The organism is Streptomyces sp. NPDC002176 (assembly GCF_044903645.1).
In the GTDB taxonomy this organism is placed as follows: Bacteria; Actinomycetota; Actinomycetes; order Streptomycetales; family Streptomycetaceae; genus Streptomyces.
On the sequence record NZ_JBJDQW010000003.1, the window covers coordinates 24,285 to 44,958 of the forward strand.

Genomic DNA, 20,674 nt, shown 5'->3' on the forward strand with positions numbered 1-20,674 from the left:
GCGACGTATCCTCCTGAGCACCCCACCCCGTGCAGGAGGAACCCACTCGTGGCTCAACAGATCGACCCCTCCTTCCTGGCGCTCCCCCTAAGGGCCCTCGCCGATGCCGCGCTGGCGCGGGCGCGGGCCCTCGGTGCCGAACACGCCGACTTCCGGCTGGAGCGGGTGCGCAGCGCGTCCTGGCGGCTGCGGGACGGGCGGCCCGCCGGGTCCTCGGACACCACCGACCTGGGGTACGCGGTCAGGGTCGTGCACGGGGGCAGCTGGGGGTTCGCCTCAGGGGTGGACCTGACCATGAACGGCGCCGCGAAGGTCGCCTCGCAGGCCGTGGCGATGGCCAAGCTGTCCGCACAGGTGATCAAGGCGGCCGGTTCCGAGGAACGGGTCGAGCTGGCCGACGAGCCCGTGCACGCCGACAAGACCTGGGTCTCCTCGTACGAGATCGACCCCTTCACCGTGCCGGACGAGGAGAAGTCCGCGCTGCTCGCCGACTGGAGCGGGCGGCTGCTGGCCGCGCAGGGCGTCGCCCATGTGGACGCCTCGCTCACCACCGTCCACGAGAACAAGTTCTACGCCGACACCGCGGGCACCGTCACCACCCAGCAGCGCGTCCGGCTGCACCCCGAGCTGACGGCCGTCTCGGTGGACAGCTCCAGCGGCGAGTTCGACTCCATGCGCACGCTCGCCCCGCCCACCGGCCGGGGCTGGGAGTACCTGACCGGCACCGGCTGGGACTGGGACACCGAACTCGAACAGATCCCTGAGCTGCTGGCCGAGAAGATGCGCGCCCCGAGCGTGGAGCCGGGCCTGTACGACCTGGTCGTCGACCCCTCCAACCTGTGGCTGACCATCCACGAGTCCATCGGCCACGCCACCGAGCTGGACCGCGCCCTCGGCTACGAGGCCGCCTACGCGGGCACCTCGTTCGCCACCTTCGACCAGCTCGGCAAGCTCAAGTACGGCTCCGAGCTGATGAACGTCACCGGCGACCGCACCGCCGAGCACGGCCTGGCGACCATCGGCTACGACGACGAGGGCGTGGCCGCGCAGTCCTGGGACCTGGTGCGGGGCGGCACCCTCACCGGGTACCAACTCGACCGCCGTATCGCCCGGTTGACCGGCTTCGAGCGCTCCAACGGGTGCGCCTTCGCGGACTCCCCCGGCCATGTCCCGGTCCAGCGCATGGCCAATGTGTCGCTGCGGCCGGACCCCGCCGGGCTGTCCACCGAGGGGCTGATCGGGGGCATCGACCGGGGCATCTACGTGGTCGGCGACCGGTCCTGGTCGATCGACATGCAGCGCTACAACTTCCAGTTCACCGGGCAGCGCTTCTTCCGGATCGAGAACGGGCGGATCACCGGGCAGCTCCGGGACGTCGCCTACCAGGCCAACACCACCGACTTCTGGGGCTCGATGGCCGCCGTCGGCGGTCCGCAGACCTACGTCCTCGGCGGCGCCTTCAACTGCGGCAAGGCCCAGCCCGGCCAGGTCGCCGCCGTCTCCCACGGCTGCCCCTCCGCCCTGTTCCGGGGCGTCAACATCCTCAACACCACGCAGGAGGCCGGGCGATGAGCGCGCGGAGCAGCAAGCCGTACGAGATCGTCGAGCAGGCCCTCGCGCTGTCCCGGTCGGACGGGTGTGTCGTCATCGCGGACGAGGAGTCGAGCGCCAACCTGCGCTGGGCGGGCAACGCGCTGACCACCAACGGCGTGACCCGTGGCCGTACCCTCACCGTGATCGCCACCGTGGACGGGCAGCAGGGCACCGCCTCCGGGGTGGTCTCGCGGTCGGCGGTGACGGCGGCCGAGCTGGAGCCGCTGGTGCGGGCCGCCGAGGCCGCCGCGCGGGCGGCCGGACCCGCCGAGGACGCGCAGCCGCTGGTCAGCGGGGTGCCGGAGTCCCCGGACTTCCGCGACGCGCCCGCCGAGACCTCCTCCGCCGTCTTCACCGACTTCGCCCCGGCGCTCGGCGAGGCGTTCGCCCGCGCCCGGGCCGGTGGCCGCGAGCTGTACGGCTTCGCCAGCCACGAGACCGTCTCCACCTACCTGGGCACCTCCACCGGGCTGCGCCTGAGGCACGACCAGCCGACCGGCACCCTGGAGCTGAACGCCAAGTCCCCCGACCACACCCGCTCGGCCTGGGCCGGTCGGTCCACCCGTGACTTCAAGGACGTCGATCCGGGCGCCCTGGACACCGAGCTGGCCGAGCGGCTCGGCTGGGCGGAGCGCCGCGTGGAGCTGCCCGCCGGGCGGTACGAGACGCTGCTGCCGCCGTCCGCCGTGGCCGACCTGCTGATCTACCAGCTCTGGTCCGCCTCCGGCCGGGACGCCGCCGAGGGGCGCACGGTGTTCTCCAAGCCGGGCGGCGGCACCCGTACCGGCGAGCGGCTCAGCGAGCTGCCGCTGACCCTGCGCAGCGACCCCGACGAGCCGGGCCTCGGCTGCGCGCCCTTCGTCGTCGCGCACGCCTCCGGCGGCGACCGCTCGGTCTTCGACAACGGGCTGCCGGTACGCGCCACCGACTGGATCAAGGACGGTGTCCTCGACCACCTCACCACCACCCGGCACAGCGCGGCCCTGACCGGGCTGCCGCTCGCCCCGGCGCTGGACAACCTGATCCTGGACGGCGGCGGCGACCGCTCGCTCGCGGAAATGGTCGCGGACACCGAGCGCGGCCTGCTGCTGACCTGCCTCTGGTACATCCGCGAGGTCGACCCGGCGACCCTGCTGCTCACCGGCCTGACCCGCGACGGCGTCTACCTGGTGGAGAACGGCGAGGTCACCGGCCAGGTGAACAACTTCCGGTTCAACGAGTCACCGCTCGGCGTGCTCGGCCGGGCCACCGAGGCGGGCCGCACCGAGCAGACCCTGCCCCGTGAGTGGAGTGACTGGTTCACCCGGGCCGCGATGCCCGCGCTCCGCGTCCCGGAATTCAATATGAGCTCTGTCAGCCAGGGCGTATAACCTCGTACTCGGCTGTCACCCGACCGCCGCATGATCATCGAGGAGACGCGAGAACCGTGACGGACATCGTCGACGAACTGAAGTGGCGTGGGCTGATCGCCCTCTCCACCGACGAGGACGCATTGCGCAAGGCGTTCGCGGACGGTCCTGTCACGTTCTATTGCGGCTTCGACCCGACCGCGCCCAGCCTGCACCTCGGCAATCTGGTCCAGATCCTGACCATGCGCCGCATCCAGAACGCGGGCCACCGCCCGCTGGGCCTGGTCGGCGGCGCCACCGGTCTGATCGGCGACCCCAAGCCCACCGCCGAGCGCACGCTGAACGCGCCGGAGATCGTCGGCCAGTGGGTGGAGCGGCTGCGCGCGCAGATCCAGCCGCTGCTGGACTTCGAGGGCCCGAACGCGGCCGTCATGGTCAACAACCTGGACTGGACCCAGGGGATGTCGGCCATCGAGTTCCTGCGGGACATCGGCAAGCACTTCCGGGTCAACAAGATGATCGCCAAGGAGGCCGTCTCCCGTCGGCTGAACTCCGACGCGGGCATCAGCTACACCGAGTTCAGCTACCAGATCCTCCAGGGCATGGACTTCCTGGAGCTGTACCGGCGGTACGGCTGCACGCTCCAGACCGGCGGCAGCGACCAGTGGGGCAACCTCACCTCGGGCACCGACCTGATCCACCGGACCGAGCCGGACGCCGTCGTCCACGCGCTGGGCACCCCGCTGATCACCAAGGCGGACGGCACCAAGTTCGGCAAGACCGAGTCCGGCACCGTCTGGCTCGACGCGGAAATGACCACGCCGTACGCGTTCTACCAGTTCTGGCTGAACGCGGACGACCGGGACGTCTCCAAGTTCCTGCGGATCTTCAGCTTCAAGTCCCGCGAGGAGATCGAGGAGCTGGAGCGGCTGACCGAGGAGCGTCCGCAGGCCCGTGCGGCGCAGCGCGCGCTCGCGGAGGAACTGACGACGCTGGTGCACGGCGCGGAGCAGACCGCCGCCGTGGTCGCCGCGTCCAAGGCGCTGTTCGGCCAGGGCGAGCTGGCGGAGCTGGACGAGCGCACGCTCGCCGCCGCGCTGTCCGAGCTGCCGAATGTCCAGGTCGCGGAGCTGGGCCCGGTGGTGGACCTGCTCGCCGAGGTGGGCCTGGTCGCCAGCAAGTCGGCCGCGCGCCGCACGGTGAAGGAGGGCGGGGCCTACGTGAACAACGTCAAGGTCGCGGCCGAGGACGCCGTACCGGCCGCCGAGGAGCTGCTGCACGGGCGCTGGCTGGTGCTGCGCCGGGGCAAGAAGAACCTGGCCGCGGTCGAGGTCACGGGCGCCTGACAGCGGGAGAGGGCGGCTTCCCTGCACGGGGAGGCCGCCCTCTGTCCGTCGTTCGTCGTGGGTCACACCCGTTCGTCGTACTTGCGCTTGCGGCGCTTGCCGAGGGTCGCGGTGTAGAGCATGTCGACGAAGAACACGATGATGATCGCCGCCACGAGCTGGAAGATGTGCCTGCTCCAGTCGATGCCGCGCGTCTCCGCCACCCCCAGTCCGCGCGCGATGGCGTTGCCCGCCAGGGCGCCCAGGATGCCGCAGATGGTGGTCAGCCACAGGGGGCTGTGCTGCTTGCCGGGGATGATCGCCTTGGCGAGCAGGCCCAGCACGAATCCCACGATGATCGCCCACAGCCAGCCCATGGCGGCCTCCTCGTCCGGTCCGACCTGATCGATCTGATCGTCCCGGCCAGTCTGGGCGCGCCCTCGGCGCCCCGCATGCCGGGCGCACCCGGATGGTGGGTGTTCCCGCAGGCCGGGCGGCGCCCCGGTATCGAGCGCGGCGCCATGGCGGCGTACCGTGGGGTGGGTGTCCCGGTCCGGTTCCCCGACGGGCCCGGACGCGGCTTCGGGCCGGGGATGGTCCCATGCGGGCGGATGGTGGACTGATGGGCAAGCAGCAGCGTGGCGAGGTTTTCCGGATCACCGGCGCGCGGACCGGGCTGGCCGAGGATGTGCGGGGTCGGCAGCGGCGGTACGTCATCTCCATGTCGGTCCGGACGGTGTCGGTGATCCTGGCCGCCTCGCTGTGGAACGTGGAGCGGTACGTCGCCATCGTGGCGCTGGTGCTGGGCGCGCTGCTGCCGTACGTCGCCGTAGTGATCGCAAACGCGGGCCGGGAACGGCCGCAGTCGCTGCCGTCGACGTTCGTCGCCATGCCCTCCAAGCCGATGATCACACCGCCGCGTGACGAGGAGTCCGGGGCGCGGACGGAATCCGGCCCATGGCAGGAGTCAACGGAGCCGGGGGCGGAGTCTCGCGGGAAACGTTCCGACCGAGCCTGAGCAGCGTGGGAGCGGAAAAAGCGGAAGACGACTTCCCGCCAAGCTCAAGAAAAGCTCAGATCAATCATGCTGTTCCTGTGCCGGTCGGCCAGTCCTGCGTGACATACTGCGTACGCGCTCCGCATCCCCCGTCGGAGCGACAGACCGACGCCGGGCAGCTCCCCCCGTGGCTGCTCGGCGTCGCCTTGTTCGCGGTCGTTTCCGCGTGAATTCCCTCTGCGAGAATCTCCTCTGTGAGTGAGACACCGATCTGTTCCGCGAAGGGCTGCCGAGCCGACGCCGTGTGGGTGCTGGCGTGGAACAACCCGAAGATCCACACCCCCGAGCGGCGCAAGACCTGGATCGCCTGCGAGGAACACCGCGAGCATCTGTCGCAGTTCCTCGGCGTCCGGGGCTTCCTGAAGGACGTCGTCGCGCTGAAGGACTGGGAGGAGCCGGGCGCCTGACGGGTCCGGCTCAGCCGCCGATCGCGGACATCGGGCGGTCCGGCTGCACGAACGAGGGGTCGTCCAGGCCCGCGCCCGCCTTCTTGCCCCACATCGCCTTGCGCCACAGCTCGGCGATCTCCTCGTCCGGGGCGCCGGAGCGCAGCAGGGCGCGCAGGTCGGTCTCCTCGGTGGCGAACAGACAGGTGCGTATCTGCCCGTCGGCGGTGAGCCGGGTGCGGTCGCAGGCCGCGCAGAACGGGCGGGTCACCGAGGCGATCACGCCGACCCGCTGCGGGCCGCCGTCCACCAGCCAGCGTTCCGCCGGGGCCGAACCACGTTCGCCCGCGCCCTCGTCGGTCAGCTCGAAGCGGGTGCGCAGGGACGCCAGGATGTCCTGGGCGGTGACCATGCCGTCGCGCTTCCAGCCGTGCTGGGCGTCCAGCGGCATCTGCTCGATGAACCGCAGTTCGTAGGCGTGCTCCAGCGCCCAGGCCAGCAGGTCGGGGGCCTCGTCGGCATTCAGGCCCGGCATCAGCACGGAGTTGACCTTGACCGGGGTGAGACCGGCGTCGGCGGCGGCCTGGAGGCCGTCCAGCACGTCCTGGTGGCGGTTGCGCCGGGTGAGGGTCTTGAAGACGTCGGGGCGCAGGGTGTCCAGGGAGACGTTGACCCGGTCCAGGCCCGCCTGCTTCAGTGCGGCGGCGGTGCGCTTGAGGCCGATGCCGTTGGTGGTGATGGACATCTGGGGGCGCGGCTCCAGGGCCGCAACACGCTCCACGATGCCGACCAGGCCGGGGCGGAGCAGGGGCTCGCCGCCGGTGAAGCGGACCTCCTCGATACCGAGATGGCGCACCGCGAGGTCGATGAGGCGGACGATCTCGTCGTCCGTGAGCAGGTCGGGCTTGGCCAGCCACTGCAGTCCCTCTTCAGGCATGCAGTAGGTGCAGCGCAGATTGCACCGGTCGGTCAGCGAAACCCTCAGGTCGGTGGCCACTCGGCCGTAGGTGTCGATGAGCACGTGGGCCCCCTCCCTCGTTCTCCGGACCGCTTTTTCCCTGTCACCTGCGAGCCTACGCGAGACCTCGGACATCGACAGCCGCGCGCTTGCCCGCAGGCCCCTCCCTCTCCGCGCACGGACACGGCCGCGCCGCGCGGGGGTGCTCCCGCGCGGCGCGGCCGTGAGGTGTCCTCGGCGGGCGGCTCAGTGCGCCCCGGTGCCGGTCAGGGACCGTACCTCCAGCTCGGCGTACTTCTGCGCGTCCGGGACCTCCTTGGACAGCAGGGTGCCGACGGCGCCCAGCAGGAAGCCGACCGGGATCGAGATGATGCCGGGGTTCTCCAGCGGGAACCAGTGGAAGTCGGCGTCGGGGAACATCGAGGTGGGCTTGCCGGAGACGACCGGGGAGAACAGCACCAGGCCGACCGCGGTGACCAGGCCGCCGTAGATCGACCACAGGGCTCCGGAGGTGGTGAACCGCTTCCAGAACAGGCTGTAGAGGATCGTCGGCAGGTTCGCCGACGCGGCGACCGCGAAGGCCAGCGCGACCAGTCCGGCCACGTTCAGGTCGCGGGCGAGCGCGCCGAGCACGATGGAGACGGCGCCGATGCCGACGGTGGCCCAGCGGGCGGCGCGCAGCTCCTGCTTCTCGGTGGCCCGGCCCTTCTTGATCACGTTGGCGTAGATGTCGTGGGCGAAGGACGAGGAGGAGGCCAGGGTGAGGCCCGCGACGACCGCGAGGATCGTGGCGAAGGCGACGGCGGAGATGCTGGCCAGCAGGATGGCGCCCCAGTTGGAGTCCACTCCCCCGAGGTGCAGGGCGAGCAGCGGGGCCGCGGTGTTGCCCGCCTTGTTGGAGGCGATGATCTCCTCGGGCTTGATCAGCGCGGCGGCGCCGAAGCCGAGGGCGAGGGTCATCAGATAGAAGGCGCCGATCAGGCCGATGGCCCAGATGACGGACTTCCGGGCGGCCTTGGCGGTGGGGACCGTGTAGAAGCGGATGAGGATGTGCGGCAGGCCCGCGGTGCCGAGCACCAGGGCGATGCCGAGGGAGATGAAGTCCAGCTTGGAGGTGCCGGTGGCGCCGTACTTCAGGCCGGGCTCCAGGAAGGCCGCGCCCTTGCCGCTGTTGTCCGCGGCGCTGCCCAGCAGGTCGGAGACGTTGAAGTCGAACTTGAGCAGCACCAGGAAGGTCAGCAGCAGGGCGCCCGCGATGAGGAGGACCGCCTTGACCATCTGGACCCAGGTGGTGCCCTTCATGCCGCCGATGGTGACGTACACGATCATCAGCACGCCGACCAGCGCGACGATGCCGATCTTGCCGCTGTCGCTGGTGATGCCGAGCAGCAGCGAGACCAGGACACCGGCGCCCGCCATCTGCGCGAGCAGGTAGAAGATCGACACCACGATGGTGGAGGTGCCCGCGGCGGTGCGCACCGGGCGCTGGCGCATCCGGTAGGCCAGCACATCGCCCATGGTGTAGCGGCCGGAGTTGCGCAGCGGCTCGGCGACCAGGAGCAGGGCGACCAGCCAGGCGACCAGGAAGCCGATGGAGTACAGGAAGCCGTCGTAGCCGAAGAGGGCGATGGCGCCCGCGATGCCGAGGAAGGACGCGGCGGACATGTAGTCGCCGGAGACGGCCAGTCCGTTCTGGAAGCCGGTGAACTGGCGGCCGCCCGCGTAGAAGTCGGCGGCGTCCTTGGTCTGACGGCCCGCCCAGACGGTGATGACGAGGGTCGCGGCGACGAACACCGCGAACAGGGAGATGATCAGCCCTCTGTGCTCACTGGCCTCACCGGCCGCGAGCAGGGTGTGCTGAGCGGGGATCATGTGCTGAGCGCCGGTCATGCGCCGCCCTCCATCCGGGACTTGATGGCCGCGGCCTTGGGGTCGAGCTTGGCGGCGGCGTGCCGCGCGTACCACCAGGCGATGAGGAACGTGGTGAGGAACTGGGCGAGGCCCAGTACGAGGGCCACGTTGATGTTGCCCACGACCTTGGTGCCCATGAAGCCGCCCGCGTAGCAGGAGAGCAGCACGTAGAGCAGGTACCAGGCGATGAAGGCGATCGTCAGCGGGAAGGCGAACGAGCGGTGGGCGCGGCGCAGTTCACCGAACTCCGCGCTCGCCTGCGCCTCGGTGAACTCCTCGGGGGAAGGAAGTGGGTGGTTCGCGGGGGGCGGTGTCTCGGTCGCCACTTAAGGTCTCCTCGCGTCACGGACGGGCGGTTGCCGACCTCACTGGAACGGAGATCACGTTACCGGGCGTCAACGCGCGACTCCCCGTGGTGATCTTCCGGGGGGCGCGATCCGGCCGTGCCCCCTCGTTGACGCACACGGCCCGGCGCGTACGCCGGTTCACACGGGTCCGGCCCTTTCGGAGATCCGCGCCACCGGGATAGCTTCACCTTGTTCCACCCGTCATGTACCTGCCCGAGCGCCACCCGTGCCTCGGGCGGTTTCGTTTCCGGATGATGTGGAGATCCCATGGCTCATCTGCGCTCCCGGCGCCGGTTCGCGCCGGCCGTCCCGGTCGTGCTGTCGCTGACCGCCTCGCTCGGCTTCCTGCCGACGGCTGCCTCGGCGACCCCGTCCACGGCCCTGACGACGCGGGCGGCGGAGGGTTCCGGCACCACGTACGACGGCCCGAACCTGTCCTACGTGGTCAACACGAGAACGGACCATCGCACGATCGAGTCGGTGCGCCGCGCGATAGGACGCGAGGGCGGCACCGTCGTGGCCAGTTATGACCGTATCGGCGTGATCGTGGCGCACTCCGCGAACCCCGACTTCGCCACGTCGATCCGCAAGGTGTCCGGTGTCTCCTCGGCCGGGGCCACCCGTAACGCGCCGCTGCCCGCGCAGTCCACCACCGACGTGGGCACGCCGAAGCCGCTGACGGCGGCGGAGCTGTCGAAGGCCAAGGCGGTCGACGGGCAGGACCCGTTGGAGCCGCTGCAGTGGGACCTGCCCGCCATCAAGGCGGACAAGGCCCATGAGAAGACGCTCGGCAGCAGCAAGGTGACGGTCGCCGTCATCGACACCGGCGTGGACGACACCCACCCGGACATCGCGCCCAACTTCGACCGGGCCGCGTCCGTCAACTGCGTCTCCGGCGCGCCGGACACCACGGACGGCGCCTGGCGTCCGAGCGCGTCGGAGTCCCCGCACGGCACGCATGTCGCGGGTGAGATAGCGGGCGCCAAGAACGGCGTCGGCATCACGGGCGTGGCGCCGGGCGTGAAGGTCTCGGGCATCAAGGTGGGCAACCCGGACGGCTACTTCTACACCGAGGCCGTGGTCTGCGGCTTCATGTGGGCGGCCGAGCACCACGTGGACGTCACCAACAACAGCTATTACACCGACCCGTGGTACTTCAACTGCACCGGCGACCCGGACCAGAAGGCCCTGGTGGACGCCATCACGCGGGCGACGCGGTACGCGGAGGGCAAGGGCACGGTCAACGTCGCGGCGGCAGGCAACGAGAACTACGACTTCGCCGCCGACTCGATCACCGACTCCTCCTCCCCCAACGACGGCACCCCCTCGGACCGGACCGTCGACCCGCGCAAGTGCTTCGACATACCCACCCAGCTCCCGGGTGTGGTGACGGTCGCGGCGACCGGCGCGAAGGGCGTCAAGTCGTCGTTCTCCAACTACGGCCTCGGCACCATCGACATCGCGGCCCCCGGCGGCGACTCGACCGCCTACCAGACCCCCGCCCCGCCCGCCGTCAGCGGCCTCATCCTGGGCCCGCTGCCCGGCGGCAAGTGGGGCTACATGGCCGGTACCTCGATGGCCTCGCCACACGTCGCGGGCGTCGCCGCGCTGATCAAGTCGGTCCACCCGCACGCCCCCGCCGCCGTGGTGAAGGCGCTGCTGTACGCGGAGGCGACCGCCACACCGTGCACCGACCCGTACGACATCAACGGTGACGGCAAGGTCGACGCGGTGTGCGAGGGCACGAAGAACCGCAACGGCTTCTACGGCTGGGGCACCGCGGACGCGCTGGCGGCGGTGACCCACTAAGGGCGCCTCCTTGTCGGGTCCGGGCGGCTGATGCATAGTGCAGCGATGATCGATCAGATGATCAAGTCCGCCTGGATCGCGCTCGGTGGCGATCGCGAGCTGCTCTCCCGGCTGGTCTGTGTGGAGCGGCCGGGGGCCATGGCTGCCCGTCTGCCCGTGCAGCGGCTGGCGCGTGCGTGCGTGGGTGCGTGTGCGCTGGCCGCCGCCGAGCTGGGCGCGTTGCGGGCCGGGCTCGGTACCGTGCCGCGCGCCGTGGTGGACGACGGCGCGGTGGCCACCGCCTTCCACAGCGAGCGGGTGCTGCGGATCGACGGCCGCGCACCGGTCAACTTCGCGCCGCTGTCGCGCTGGTGGCGGGCGTCGTACGGCTGGGTGCGCACCCACGCCAACTACCCGCACCACCGGCACCGCCTCCTCGACGCGCTGGGCCTGCCCGACGGGGCCACCCCCGAGGAGGTGGAGCGGCTGCTCCTCAAGCGCTCCGCCCTGGAGATCGAGGAGACGGTGTACGCCGCCGGTGGCCTGGCCGTCGCCCTGCGCACCCCCGGCCAGTGGGCGGCTCATCCGCAGGCCGCCGCGGTGGCCGAGCGCCCCCTGGTGGAGCGCGCCCCGATCGGCGCGGCCTCGGGGCGTGAACTCCCGCCCCTGGAGCGGAAATCCGCACCCCTCCTGCCCGCCGCCGGGCTGCGCGTGTTGGACCTCACCCGCGTCCTCGCCGGTCCCGTCGCCACCCGCACCCTCGCGCTGCTCGGCGCCGACGTGCTGCGCGTGGACGCACCCGAACTGCCCGAACTCGCCGACCAGCACGCGGACACGGGCTTCGGCAAGCGATCGGCCACCCTTGAACTCGGCGCGGACAGCGCGGTGTTGGAAGAGCTGCTGGCCTCCGCCGACGTGGTCGTCACCGGCTACCGCCCCGGCGCCCTCGACCGCTTCGGCCTCTCCGCCGAGGCACTGGCCGAGCGGCACCCCGGCCTGATCGTCGCCGAGATCTCGGCGTGGGGCGCGTACGGGCCCTGGGGCGAGCGGCGCGGCTTCGACAGCCTCGTCCAGGTGGCGACCGGCATCGCGGCCACCGAGGGCTCGACCATGGAGCCCGGTGCGCTGCCCGCGCAGGCCCTGGACCACGGCTCGGGCTATCTGATGGCGGCGGGCATCCTGCGGGCCCTGGGCGAACGGTCCCGCGACGGCCAGGGCCGCCTGGTGCGCCTCGCGCTCGCCCGGACCGCGCACTGGCTGACCGACGACGCCGGACGGGACCCGCGCCCGGGCGGCCAGAAGTACGAGGGCCCGGACGCGTGGCTGGCCGAACGGGACAGCCCTCTCGGGCGGTTGCGGTACGCGCGGCCCCCGGTGTCGTTCACCGGGGGGCCGACGGACTGGGCCGCGCCGCCGGTCCCCTGGGGGTCGAGCGCGGCCGTGTGGCGCTGACCGTTCAGTCGTTGGTGACGAGGACCTTCAGGGCCGTGCGCTCGTCCATCGCCTTGTAGCCGTCCGGGACGCCCTCGATGTCGACGGTCATGTCGAACACCGGGGAGGGGTCGATGGTGCCGTCCAGGACGTCGGGGAGCAGCTCGGGGATGTAGGTGCGGACCGGGGCGACACCGCCGCGCAGGGCGATGTTGCGGTCGAACATGACGCTGAGGTCCAAGCCGGTGCCGCTGCCGTGGGGGACGCCGACGAAGCCGATGGCGCCGCCGTCGCGGGTGATGTTGACGGCCGTGTTCATGGACTGCTCGGTGCCGACCGCCTCGACGACGGCGTGCGCGCCCTGGCCCCGGGTCAGCTCGCGGACGGCCGCGACGGCTTCCGCGCCGCGCGCGGCGACGACGTCGGTGGCGCCGAAGCGGCGGGCGATGTCGGTGCGCGCCTCGTGGCGGCCGAGGGCGATGATCCGCTCGGCGCCGAGCCGCTTGGCGGCCAGTACCGCGCACAGGCCGACCGCGCCGTCACCGACGACGGCGACCGTGGCGCCGGGGCGGGCGCCCGCGCCGAGGGCGGCGTGGTGGCCGGTGCCGAGCACGTCGGACAGGGTGAGCAGGCCGGTGAGGAGGTGGTCGTCGGAGGCCGCCTCCTTGGGCAGCTTGACCAGGGTGCCGTCGGCGAACGGCACCCGCACGGCCTCGCCCTGGCCGCCGTCGTAGCCGACGGAGCCCCAGAAGCCGCCGTGCACGCAGGACGTGGTCAGGCCCTCGGCGCAGTACTCGCAGGTGCCGTCGGACCACATGAACGGCGCGACCACGAGGTCCCCGCGCTTCAGGGTGCCCACCTCGGAGCCGGTCTCCTCCACGACACCGAGGAACTCGTGCCCGATCCGCTGCCCCGGCTGCCGGGCCGCCTCGCCCCGGTAAGCCCACAGGTCGCTGCCGCAGATGCAGGCGCGCAGCACCCGTACGACGGCGTCGGTGGGCAGCTGCACGATCGGCTCGGGCACGTCCGCCACACGCATGTCGTACGGGGCGTGGATGGTGGTGGCGCGCATGGCGGAGGTCCTTCTCGTGCAGGGAGGCGGGTGCGCCCGGACGTCGCCCGAGCGCACCAACGGTACGCCGTCGCGGGGGCACCGTGCGCCGCGAGGGCCCCCGGACCAGGGGGGACGTCCTCAAGGGCGGTTCCCCGTACCGCTCTTGAGGACGTACACCCATGCGAGGCGCAACCCGGCCGGTGGGTGCGAGCCCCTGGGCGGCCCGGCTGTCGGTGGTGACCCGTATCCTCATTGACCATGCTCGAAGACCCCGCGACCGCAGTGTCCTCGCCCACCCCGTGGCCGACCGTGTATCCGAAGGGATACGCGGTCGTCGACGTCGAGACCACCGGGCTGGCCCGCGACGACCGGATCATCTCGGCGGCCGTGTACCGGCTGGACGCGCGCGGCGAGGTCGAGGACCACTGGTACACGCTGGTCAACCCCGAGCGCGACCCGGGCCCGGTGTGGATACACGGGCTGACGAGCGACGTGCTCGAAGGCGCCCCGCTCTTCGCGGAGGTGGCGGAGGAGTTCGCGGCCCGGCTGGCGGACCGGGTGCTGGTCGCGCACAACGCGGTCTTCGACTGGCAGATGATCGCGCGGGAGTACGCGCGCGCCCGGCGCGAGCCGCCGGTGCGGCAGCGGCTGTGCACCATCGCGCTCTCCAAGGAGCTGCGGCTGCCGCTGCCCAACTTCAAGCTGGAGTCGCTGGCCGCGCACTTCGGGGTGGTGCAGCAGCGCGCCCACCACGCGCTGGACGACGCGCGGGTGCTGGCCGAGGCGTTCCGGCCGAGCCTCAGGGCGGCCGCCGCGAACGAGGTGCGGCTGCCGCTGCTGGAGTGCCGTCCGCTCACCGAGTGGTCGGACGCCCCGGTCATCGGCCGCCAGGCGACCAGCTCCTACGGCGGCGGACGCGGCCCCGGCTGGCGCCCGGCCCGCAAGCGGCCCGCCTGCCCGCACCCCAACCCTGGCCGGTACGAACCGGGCAAACGTCTCAAGCAGGGCATGCGGGTGGCCTTTTCGGGTGACACCTCCACCGAGCGCGAGCTGCTGGAGGACCGGGCGACCGACGCCGGGCTGCACGTGGCCACCAGCCTGTCCCGGCTGACCAGCCTGCTGGTCACCAACGACCCCGACTCGGGCACCTCCAAGACGGCCAAGGCCCGCCAGTTCGGCACCCCGGTCATCGACGAGGCGGCCTTCGGGCAACTACTGCGCGATGTCGAGGACGCCGACTGAGAGCCGTACACACGGGTGATTCCCCGCGATTCGCGCCCGTGCCCGCTCGCCCGGCGGCCGGGTACGGCTCACCCTGAGGCGCATGGCGAGATGCGAAGTTTGCGGCAATGACTACGGAATGACCTTCGAGGTCCACGCACAGGGCGCGGTGCACGTCTTCGACTGCTTCTCCTGTGCCATCCACCGCATGGCACCGATCTGCGAGCACTGCCGGGTGCAGATCATCGGCCAGGGCGTCGAGGTGGAGGGCCACTGGTACTGCGGCGCCCACTGCGCCCGCGCCGAGGGGAAGGCGGGGGTGGTGGACCGGGTCTGACCCGGTACCCGCCCGAATGCGCCCCACGGCCCGGAGGTACCGTCGTGGGGTGCACCGCTACCGCTTCCTGCTCACCCGCCAGTGGGTGATCCTCACCCTCGTCGTGATCGCGCTGATTCCGACGATGATCAGGCTCGGTATCTGGCAGCACCACCGGTACGAGGAACGCACCGCCCGCAACAATCTGGTCGCGCGGGCCCTGCACGCCACCCCGGTGCCCGTGGAACGGCTCGCCGCCCCCGGCCGCGCCGTCACCCACAGCGACAAGTACCGCACCGTCACCGCGACCGGCACCTTCGACACCGCCCACGAGGAGGTCGTCCGGCGCCGCACCAACGCCGACGACGAGGTGGGCTTCCACGTCCTGACCCCGCTGAAGCTGACCGACGGCCGGGTGCTGCTGGTCAACCGGGGCTGGATTCCGGCGAACGGGGCCCAGACCGAGTTCCCGAAGGTCCCCGCGCCCCCGGCCGGGAAGGTCACGATCACCGGACGGCTGAAGGCCGACGAGACCACCGCGGCGAGCGGCATCAAACAGCTCGCGGGGCTGCCCGACCGGCAGGTCATGCTGATCGACAGCGCGGACCAGGCGAAGCGGCTCGGCACCCAGGTGCTCGGCGGCTACGTCGAGCAGACCGCGCCGGAGCCCAAGGGGAACACCCCGGAGCAGATCTCCAGCCCGGGCAAGGAAGACGCCCCGCTGAACTACGCGTACATGATCCAGTGGTGGCTGTTCGCCGCCGCCGTGCCCGTCGGCTGGTGGTTCCTGGTCCGGCGCGAGCTGCGCGACCGGGCGGCGGCCGCGGCACCGGAGAGCCCGGCCGAGGCGGAACCCGCCGCCGTGTGACCTTGCCGTCACTCCCCCGGCGCACCACCTGATTGGCCGTCAGGCCAGACGGGGAATCGCCATCCCGTGACCCCGCGCATCGAGGACTACGCCGTCATCGGCGACGAGCAGACCGCCGCCCTGGTGGGCCGGGACGGCTCGATCGACTGGCTCTGCCTGCCCCGCTTCGACTCCGGCGCCTGCTTCGCCCGGCTGCTGGGCGACGAGGACAACGGCTACTGGCGGATCGCGCCGAAGGGCGCGGACACCTGCACCCGCCGCGCCTACCGCCCCGACACCCTCGTCCTGGACACCGAGTGGGACACCCCCGAGGGCACGCTGCGCGTCACCGACCTGATGCCGCAGCGCGAGAAGGTCCCGGACGTCGTACGGATCGTGGAGGGGGTCAGCGGGCGCGTCACCGTGCGCAGCACGCTCCGGCTGCGCTTCGACCACGGCTCCATCGTGCCGTGGATGCGCCGCGCGGACGGGCACCGGGTGGCCGTCGCGGGCCCGGACTCCACCTGGCTGCGCTCCGAGCCGCATGTCCGGACCTGGGGCGAGGACCTCGGCACCCACTCGGAGTTCACCGTGGCCGAGGGCGAGCGGGTGGCGTTCGTGCTCACCTGGCACCCCTCGCACCAGCCGCGCCCCCGGCTGATCGACCCGTACAAGGCGCTCAGCTCCAGCGTCCGGGACTGGCGGCGCTGGACCGGCCGCTGCCGCTACGACGGGCCGTACCGGGACACCGTGGTCCGCTCGCTGATCACCCTGAAGGCGCTCACCTACCGGCCCACCGGCGGCATCGTCGCGGCGGCCACCACCTCGCTGCCGGAGTGGCTGGGCGGGGTGCGCAACTGGGACTACCGCTACTGCTGGCTGCGCGACTCCACCCTCACCCTGAACGTGCTGCTCGCCGCGGGCTACCACGAGGAGGCCGAGGCATGGCGCGACTGGCTGCTGCGGGCGGTCGCGGGCAGCCCCGAGGACCTGCAGATCATGTACGGCGTCGCGGGCGAGCGCAGGCTGCCGGAGACCGAGCTGCCCTGGCTCGCCGGGTTCGCGGGCTCGGCCCCGGTCCGCGTCGGCAACAGCGCGGTGGACCAGCTCCAGCTGGACGTGTACGGCGAGGTGATGGACTCCCTGTGGCTGGCCCGCCGGTCGGGGCTGTCGGCCCGGCCGCACATGTGGGCCCTGCAGTGCGCGCTGATCGACTTCCTCGACGAACAGTGGCGGCAGCCGGACGAGGGGCTGTGGGAGGTGCGCGGCGGACGGCGGCAGTTCACGCACTCCAAGGTGATGGCGTGGGTGGCGGTGGACCGCGCCGTACGCACCCTGGAGGAGCACCCCGAACTGGAGGGCGACCTGACCGGCTGGCGGGCGCTGCGCGACGAGATCCACGACGAGGTGTGCGCCAAGGGCTACGACCCGGAGCGCAACACCTTCACCCAGTACTACGGCTCGCGCGAGCTGGACGCCTCGCTGCTGCTGATCCCGCGCGTGGGCTTCCTGCCCCCGGAGGACCCACGGGTAATCGGCACGGTCGACGCGATCGCCGCCGACCTGGGCGACGGGGGTTTCGTGCGCCGCTACGACACCGAGAACCCCCAGGGTCCGGTGGTCGACGGGCTGCCCGAGGGCGAGGGCGCCTTCCTCGCCTGCTCCTTCTGGCTGGCCGACGCCCTGCACCTGACCGGCCGCACCGACGACGCCCGCGCGCTGTTCGAGAAGCTGGCGGGGCTGGTCAACGACGTGGGTCTGCTGGCCGAGGAGTACGACCCGGTGGCCGGGCGCCAGCTGGGCAACTTTCCGCAGGCGTTCAGCCATATCGCGCTGGTGAACACCGCCTTCACGCTGTTCGGCACCGAGGAGGCAGGATAGGAGCATGGATCTTGGACTGAAGGACCGGGTGTACATCGTCACCGGCGCCTCGCGCGGCCTCGGCAACGCCGCCGCGCGGCAGCTCGTCGCGGACGGGGCGAAGGTGGTCGTCACCGGCCGGGACGAGCAGCGGGTGGCGGACGCCGCCGCCGAACTGGGCCCGGACGCGGTGGGCGTGGCCGTCGGCAACGCCGAGGCGGACGCCCCGGAGCGGCTGATCGCCCTGGCCCGTGAGCGCTTCGGGCGTTTCGACGGCATCCTCATCAGCGTCGGCGGCCCGCCGCCCGGCTTCGTCGCGGACAACACCGACGAGCAGTGGCGGGACGCGTTCGAGTCGGTGTTCCTCGGCGCGGTGCGCCTCGCCCGCGCGGCGGCGGCCGAGCTGGAGCCGGGCGGGGTCATCGGGTTCGTGCTGTCGGGTTCGGTGCACGAGCCGATCGCGGGGCTGACCGTCTCCAACGGACTGCGGCCGGGCCTGGCCGGGTTCGCCAAGTCCCTCGCCGACGAGCTGGGCCCGCGCGGCATCCGCGTCGTCGGTGTGCTCCCGGCCCGTATCGACACCGACCGGGTGCGCGAGCTGGACTCGATGTCCGCCGACCCGGTGGCCACCAGGGCGGCCAACGAGTCCCGCATCCCGCTGCGCCGCTACGGCACGCCGGACGAGTTCGGACGGGTGGCCGCGTTCCTGCTGTCCCCGGCCGCTTCCTATCTGACGGGCGTCATGCTGCCGGTCGACGGGGGCATGCGGCACGGGTTCTAGAGCCGTCAGCTCACCCGGTCCGCCTTGTGCTTGACCCTCTTGAGCCGCACCTCGGTGGGCAGCGACTCCAGCCCCGCCGAGTCGCGGGCGGCGGTCAGCGGGCGGGCGCTGAAGTCGGCCAGGGTGGCGGCCGGGGACGCGTCGGGTTCCAGCCGGAGCCCGGCGCGCAGCGTCGGGGACGTACGGCCGCCGGCCAGATGGGTGTCGGCCCCGGCCACGCCCGGTCGGCGGGCCGCGTCGTCCGCGAGCGCGGACCGCAGCGCTCCGCCGCGCACCAGCGCGCCCCTGCCGTCGCCGGTGTCGATCAGGATCTCGGACAGGCTGCGCCTGCGCAGCACCGACAGCAGCCACCACAGCCCGATCAGCAGCAGGACGGCGAGCAGCGCGATCAGCGCGGGCCACCACCAGTCCTGGTCCCGCCAGGCGGTGCGCTCGGCCCGGCTGAGCAGCACGTCGTGCCGCCCGGAGTGCGGCCACCAGGAGGGTGACGGCGCGCCGAGGCCGACGGCCAGCACCGACCCGCCCAGCACGAACAGCACCAGTCCGGCGAGCGCCAGCAGAACACGGTTGACGGCTCCTGAACGCATGCCGCTCATCCCTTCTTCCCGGGTCCCCGGAGGCGTACCGACAGCTTGGGGCGCCGGGTCATGCCGAGGTCGGTCACGGCACCGGCCAGTGCCTCGTCCAGGTCACCGCGGACCTCGGCGGGGTCGCGGAAGTGCGAGATCACCCGTACGTCGGCCCGGCGGCGGCGCATCTTCACCCGCGCCTCGCGCACCCCGGAGACCGTGACGGCCCGGTCGCGCAACACCTGGGCGGCCGCGTCACGAGTGAGCGCGGCGCGTACGTCGTAGCGCGGGCGGAGCATCGGCAGCAGTTGGCGCAGGCCGGGGGTGAGGGCGAGCAGGATCAGCCAGAGGCCGACGGCGGTGACGAAGGCGGCGCCCGCGAGTACCGGGATGTAGTCGAGGGGTTGTTCGGCCAGCTGGCGGGCGAGTTCGCGGCGCCAGTACATCGCGGGGTGCCCGGTGCGGACGGCGACGATGTCGTACAGCAGCAGCCCGGCGCCGCCCAGCGTGAGCAGGGCGATGATCGCCGAGGGGACGCGGCGGGCCGACCAGAAACGGCCGCTGCCCTTGGCGTCCGGGGACAGGGCGGGTTCCTCGGCGGGCCGCGGGAGATGCTTCTCGATGTCGACCACGGGCATCGGCCGGGTCGTGTCCTGCGGGGGCTCGCTCATGCCGTCCTCCCCTGCAGCTCACCGGGCAGCCGCAGCCGCTCGACCTCGACGACCACCTCCGGCACCTCCATGTTGGCCAGCGTGCCCACCCGCTCGGTGACCCGGCGGCGTACGGCGGCACAGCGGGCGCCGATGTCGCCGGGGTACTCGAGTTCCAGGACGACGCGCACCCGGGCCGTGGCGAACGGGCTGTCCTCCACCGGGCCGGTGCCGCGCGCCCGGGGACGGACGTTGACCGTGGTGTGCGGGGCCTTGATGTTCCGGGGCAGGGGGGCGATCGCCTCGCGGGCGGCCCGCGCGGCGATCTTGGCGACGACCCGGTCCGCGATCCGGGTGAACCCGCGCTCGCCCGGCGGGGTGCGGTCCGGGACGACCGGCGCCGCCGCGCCGGTGTCCGTGCTCATCGCGGTCACCGGCGCCAGTCGCGCCGGTCGCCGCCGGAGCGGAACCGGTCGTCCCGGCGGGTGCGGTCGTCACGGCGGCGGAAGAAGTCGCCGAGTTCCAGTTCGCCGTCCACGAAGCGCCCGGCGAAGAATCCGACGGCCCCGAGGGCCGCCACCAGCACGAAGGCCCCGAAGCCGCCGTAGAACCCGGCGAAGCCCAGCGCCATTCCGGCAATCATGCCGACTGCTGCCATGCTCATCTCTGCAGCGCTCCTTCAAGCGAGTCGGCTCGTCCGACCGAGTGATGTCAGCCGGTCCGGCCTCTTTCTCCGAGTACCCCCCAACTCACTGGATACGAGGCTGCTCCGGCTCCTGGTCCTCCTCCTCATCGGGGAGGTGGACGTCGCTGACCGCGATGTTGACCTCGACGACCTCGAGGCTGGTCATGCGCTCCACGGCGGCGATCACGTTCTCACGTACCGCGCGGGAGACGTCCCCGATCGGGAAGCCGTACTCGACGACGATCTCCAGGTCGAGCGCGGTCTGCACCTCGCCGACCTCGGCCTTCACGCCTCGGGTCACGGTCTTGCCGCCGCCGGGCACCCGGTCGCGCATGGCGCCGATGGTGCGGGAGATCCCGCTGCCCATGGCGTACACGCCGACCGCGTCGCGTGCCGCCATTCCGGCGATCTTCTCGACGACGCCGTCCGCGATCGTGGTGCGGCCTCTGGTCGCCGGGTCGCCGCCGCCGGGCCGGTTCTGCCTGCGCGCGGAGGTCTGCGGCTCGTTCTCGCCGCCGTGGGTTGCCATCTCGCTCATCGCCACTG

Annotated in this window: 22 protein-coding genes; 12 read left to right on the plus strand and 10 right to left on the minus strand. The window is 72.1% G+C overall.

Translation table 11 applies throughout. The annotated features are described in order from the left end of the window. The first annotated feature begins 48 nt into the window (after nucleotides 1-48). Genes ACI2LY_RS13905 through tyrS form a run of 3 tightly spaced genes read left to right on the plus strand, consistent with a single transcriptional unit; the run spans nucleotide 49 to nucleotide 4,288 of the window. The gene (locus tag ACI2LY_RS13905) at nucleotides 49-1,572 is read left to right on the plus strand and encodes a TldD/PmbA family protein (RefSeq protein WP_404707358.1); all 1,524 of its coding nucleotides are present in this window, start codon (nucleotides 49-51) and stop codon (nucleotides 1,570-1,572) included. Then, nucleotides 1,569-2,963 carry a metallopeptidase TldD-related protein gene (locus ACI2LY_RS13910; RefSeq protein ID WP_404707359.1) on the plus strand — a complete coding sequence of 465 codons (1,395 nt, stop codon included), beginning with the start codon at nucleotides 1,569-1,571 and terminating at the stop codon, nucleotides 2,961-2,963. The genes ACI2LY_RS13905 and ACI2LY_RS13910 overlap by 4 nt, the downstream gene beginning before the upstream one ends. Before the next feature lie 56 nt (nucleotides 2,964-3,019). Further along, the gene (gene tyrS, locus ACI2LY_RS13915; protein WP_404707360.1) at nucleotides 3,020-4,288 is read left to right on the plus strand and encodes a tyrosine--tRNA ligase; all 1,269 of its coding nucleotides are present in this window, start codon (nucleotides 3,020-3,022) and stop codon (nucleotides 4,286-4,288) included. A 62-nt stretch (nucleotides 4,289-4,350) separates the two neighbouring features. Here the strand turns inward: tyrS and ACI2LY_RS13920 are convergent, their stop codons facing one another. Next, a complete protein-coding gene (locus ACI2LY_RS13920) occupies nucleotides 4,351-4,644 on the minus strand; it encodes a GlsB/YeaQ/YmgE family stress response membrane protein (RefSeq protein ID WP_391291211.1) in 294 nt (97 codons plus the stop codon). Nucleotides 4,645-4,889: 245 nt separating this feature from the next. Between ACI2LY_RS13920 and ACI2LY_RS13925 the strand changes: the two genes are divergently transcribed. Beyond that, a complete protein-coding gene (locus ACI2LY_RS13925) occupies nucleotides 4,890-5,285 on the plus strand; it encodes a DUF3099 domain-containing protein (RefSeq protein WP_404707361.1) in 396 nt (131 codons plus the stop codon). A 233-nt stretch (nucleotides 5,286-5,518) separates the two neighbouring features. Continuing rightward, complete coding sequence (locus tag ACI2LY_RS13930; RefSeq protein WP_030815583.1) at nucleotides 5,519-5,731, plus strand: hypothetical protein; 213 nt, start codon at nucleotides 5,519-5,521, stop codon at nucleotides 5,729-5,731. A 10-nt stretch (nucleotides 5,732-5,741) separates the two neighbouring features. Here the strand turns inward: ACI2LY_RS13930 and moaA are convergent, their stop codons facing one another. From moaA to ACI2LY_RS13945, 3 genes are all read right to left on the minus strand, one after another. Continuing rightward, the gene (moaA, locus tag ACI2LY_RS13935) at nucleotides 5,742-6,731 is read right to left on the minus strand and encodes a GTP 3',8-cyclase MoaA (RefSeq protein ID WP_388991743.1); all 990 of its coding nucleotides are present in this window, start codon (nucleotides 6,729-6,731) and stop codon (nucleotides 5,742-5,744) included. 183 nt (nucleotides 6,732-6,914) lie between these two features. Then, nucleotides 6,915-8,558 carry a cation acetate symporter gene (locus tag ACI2LY_RS13940; protein ID WP_404707362.1) on the minus strand — a complete coding sequence of 548 codons (1,644 nt, stop codon included), beginning with the start codon at nucleotides 8,556-8,558 and terminating at the stop codon, nucleotides 6,915-6,917. Further along, entirely contained in the window at nucleotides 8,555-8,905 is a 351-nt protein-coding gene (locus ACI2LY_RS13945; protein WP_388991749.1) for a DUF485 domain-containing protein, read from the minus strand. The genes ACI2LY_RS13940 and ACI2LY_RS13945 overlap by 4 nt, the downstream gene beginning before the upstream one ends. Before the next feature lie 288 nt (nucleotides 8,906-9,193). Here ACI2LY_RS13945 and ACI2LY_RS13950 point away from each other — a divergent pair, with 288 nt between their 5' ends. Further along, nucleotides 9,194-10,735 (plus strand): S8 family peptidase, encoded by a 1,542-nt coding sequence (locus tag ACI2LY_RS13950; protein ID WP_404707363.1) that lies wholly within the window; start codon nucleotides 9,194-9,196, stop codon nucleotides 10,733-10,735. 45 nt (nucleotides 10,736-10,780) lie between these two features. Then, nucleotides 10,781-12,166, plus strand: a complete 1,386-nt coding sequence (locus tag ACI2LY_RS13955; RefSeq protein WP_404707364.1) for a CoA transferase — start codon at nucleotides 10,781-10,783, stop codon at nucleotides 12,164-12,166. A gap of 4 nt (nucleotides 12,167-12,170) precedes the next feature. Here ACI2LY_RS13955 and ACI2LY_RS13960 read toward each other — a convergent pair whose 3' ends face one another. Beyond that, nucleotides 12,171-13,217 (minus strand): zinc-dependent alcohol dehydrogenase family protein, encoded by a 1,047-nt coding sequence (locus tag ACI2LY_RS13960; protein WP_404707365.1) that lies wholly within the window; start codon nucleotides 13,215-13,217, stop codon nucleotides 12,171-12,173. Between the two features lie 240 nt (nucleotides 13,218-13,457). Here ACI2LY_RS13960 and ACI2LY_RS13965 point away from each other — a divergent pair, with 240 nt between their 5' ends. From ACI2LY_RS13965 to ACI2LY_RS13985, 5 genes are all read left to right on the plus strand, one after another. Continuing rightward, on the plus strand, nucleotides 13,458-14,441 hold the full coding sequence (locus tag ACI2LY_RS13965) for a DEDDh family exonuclease (RefSeq protein WP_388991764.1): 984 nt from the start codon (nucleotides 13,458-13,460) through the stop codon (nucleotides 14,439-14,441). Nucleotides 14,442-14,523: 82 nt separating this feature from the next. Further along, on the plus strand, nucleotides 14,524-14,757 hold the full coding sequence (locus ACI2LY_RS13970) for a hypothetical protein (protein ID WP_078858611.1): 234 nt from the start codon (nucleotides 14,524-14,526) through the stop codon (nucleotides 14,755-14,757). A gap of 16 nt (nucleotides 14,758-14,773) precedes the next feature. Then, complete coding sequence (locus ACI2LY_RS13975; RefSeq protein WP_404707366.1) at nucleotides 14,774-15,604, plus strand: SURF1 family protein; 831 nt, start codon at nucleotides 14,774-14,776, stop codon at nucleotides 15,602-15,604. 66 nt (nucleotides 15,605-15,670) lie between these two features. Then, nucleotides 15,671-17,464 carry a glycoside hydrolase family 15 protein gene (locus tag ACI2LY_RS13980; RefSeq protein WP_404707367.1) on the plus strand — a complete coding sequence of 598 codons (1,794 nt, stop codon included), beginning with the start codon at nucleotides 15,671-15,673 and terminating at the stop codon, nucleotides 17,462-17,464. A gap of 4 nt (nucleotides 17,465-17,468) precedes the next feature. Continuing rightward, nucleotides 17,469-18,224: an SDR family oxidoreductase gene (locus ACI2LY_RS13985; RefSeq protein WP_388991772.1), complete on the plus strand. Its 756-nt coding sequence runs from the start codon at nucleotides 17,469-17,471 to the stop codon at nucleotides 18,222-18,224. A 5-nt stretch (nucleotides 18,225-18,229) separates the two neighbouring features. On the opposite strand, the gene amaP is transcribed toward ACI2LY_RS13985, so the two are convergent. The 5 genes from amaP to ACI2LY_RS14010 form a co-directional block, all read right to left on the minus strand. Next, complete coding sequence (gene amaP, locus ACI2LY_RS13990) at nucleotides 18,230-18,820, minus strand: alkaline shock response membrane anchor protein AmaP (RefSeq protein WP_404707368.1); 591 nt, start codon at nucleotides 18,818-18,820, stop codon at nucleotides 18,230-18,232. After that, nucleotides 18,817-19,464: a DUF6286 domain-containing protein gene (locus ACI2LY_RS13995; RefSeq protein ID WP_404707369.1), complete on the minus strand. Its 648-nt coding sequence runs from the start codon at nucleotides 19,462-19,464 to the stop codon at nucleotides 18,817-18,819. Before ACI2LY_RS13995 ends, amaP begins: the two co-directional genes overlap by 4 nt. Further along, the gene (locus ACI2LY_RS14000) at nucleotides 19,461-19,868 is read right to left on the minus strand and encodes a hypothetical protein (protein ID WP_404707370.1); all 408 of its coding nucleotides are present in this window, start codon (nucleotides 19,866-19,868) and stop codon (nucleotides 19,461-19,463) included. Before ACI2LY_RS14000 ends, ACI2LY_RS13995 begins: the two co-directional genes overlap by 4 nt. Before the next feature lie 5 nt (nucleotides 19,869-19,873). Beyond that, nucleotides 19,874-20,107: a hypothetical protein gene (locus tag ACI2LY_RS14005; protein ID WP_393595907.1), complete on the minus strand. Its 234-nt coding sequence runs from the start codon at nucleotides 20,105-20,107 to the stop codon at nucleotides 19,874-19,876. Between the two features lie 85 nt (nucleotides 20,108-20,192). Beyond that, the gene (locus tag ACI2LY_RS14010) at nucleotides 20,193-20,666 is read right to left on the minus strand and encodes an Asp23/Gls24 family envelope stress response protein (RefSeq protein WP_404707371.1); all 474 of its coding nucleotides are present in this window, start codon (nucleotides 20,664-20,666) and stop codon (nucleotides 20,193-20,195) included. Between the last annotated feature and the right edge of the window lie 8 nt (nucleotides 20,667-20,674).

Bases quoted from the DNA above. Each gene is read 5' to 3' on its own strand.
- ACI2LY_RS13975 (WP_404707366.1), top strand. From the start codon at position 14,774: ATGCGCCCCACGGCCCGGAGGTACCGTCGTGGGGTGCACCGCTACCGC.
- ACI2LY_RS13920 (WP_391291211.1), bottom strand. From the start codon at position 4,644: ATGGGCTGGCTGTGGGCGATCATCGTGGGATTCGTGCTGGGCCTGCTC.
- ACI2LY_RS13965 (WP_388991764.1), top strand. From the start codon at position 13,458: ATGCTCGAAGACCCCGCGACCGCAGTGTCCTCGCCCACCCCGTGGCCG.
- ACI2LY_RS13910 (WP_404707359.1), top strand. From the start codon at position 1,569: ATGAGCGCGCGGAGCAGCAAGCCGTACGAGATCGTCGAGCAGGCCCTC.
- ACI2LY_RS13960 (WP_404707365.1), bottom strand. From the start codon at position 13,217: ATGCGCGCCACCACCATCCACGCCCCGTACGACATGCGTGTGGCGGAC.
- ACI2LY_RS13985 (WP_388991772.1), top strand. From the start codon at position 17,469: ATGGATCTTGGACTGAAGGACCGGGTGTACATCGTCACCGGCGCCTCG.
- ACI2LY_RS14000 (WP_404707370.1), bottom strand. From the start codon at position 19,868: ATGAGCACGGACACCGGCGCGGCGGCGCCGGTCGTCCCGGACCGCACC.
- amaP (WP_404707368.1), bottom strand. From the start codon at position 18,820: ATGAGCGGCATGCGTTCAGGAGCCGTCAACCGTGTTCTGCTGGCGCTC.
- ACI2LY_RS13995 (WP_404707369.1), bottom strand. From the start codon at position 19,464: ATGAGCGAGCCCCCGCAGGACACGACCCGGCCGATGCCCGTGGTCGAC.
- ACI2LY_RS13950 (WP_404707363.1), top strand. From the start codon at position 9,194: ATGGCTCATCTGCGCTCCCGGCGCCGGTTCGCGCCGGCCGTCCCGGTC.
- ACI2LY_RS13955 (WP_404707364.1), top strand. From the start codon at position 10,781: ATGATCGATCAGATGATCAAGTCCGCCTGGATCGCGCTCGGTGGCGAT.
- ACI2LY_RS14005 (WP_393595907.1), bottom strand. From the start codon at position 20,107: ATGAGCATGGCAGCAGTCGGCATGATTGCCGGAATGGCGCTGGGCTTC.
- ACI2LY_RS14010 (WP_404707371.1), bottom strand. From the start codon at position 20,666: ATGAGCGAGATGGCAACCCACGGCGGCGAGAACGAGCCGCAGACCTCC.
- ACI2LY_RS13940 (WP_404707362.1), bottom strand. From the start codon at position 8,558: ATGACCGGCGCTCAGCACATGATCCCCGCTCAGCACACCCTGCTCGCG.
- ACI2LY_RS13925 (WP_404707361.1), top strand. From the start codon at position 4,890: ATGGGCAAGCAGCAGCGTGGCGAGGTTTTCCGGATCACCGGCGCGCGG.
- ACI2LY_RS13970 (WP_078858611.1), top strand. From the start codon at position 14,524: ATGGCGAGATGCGAAGTTTGCGGCAATGACTACGGAATGACCTTCGAG.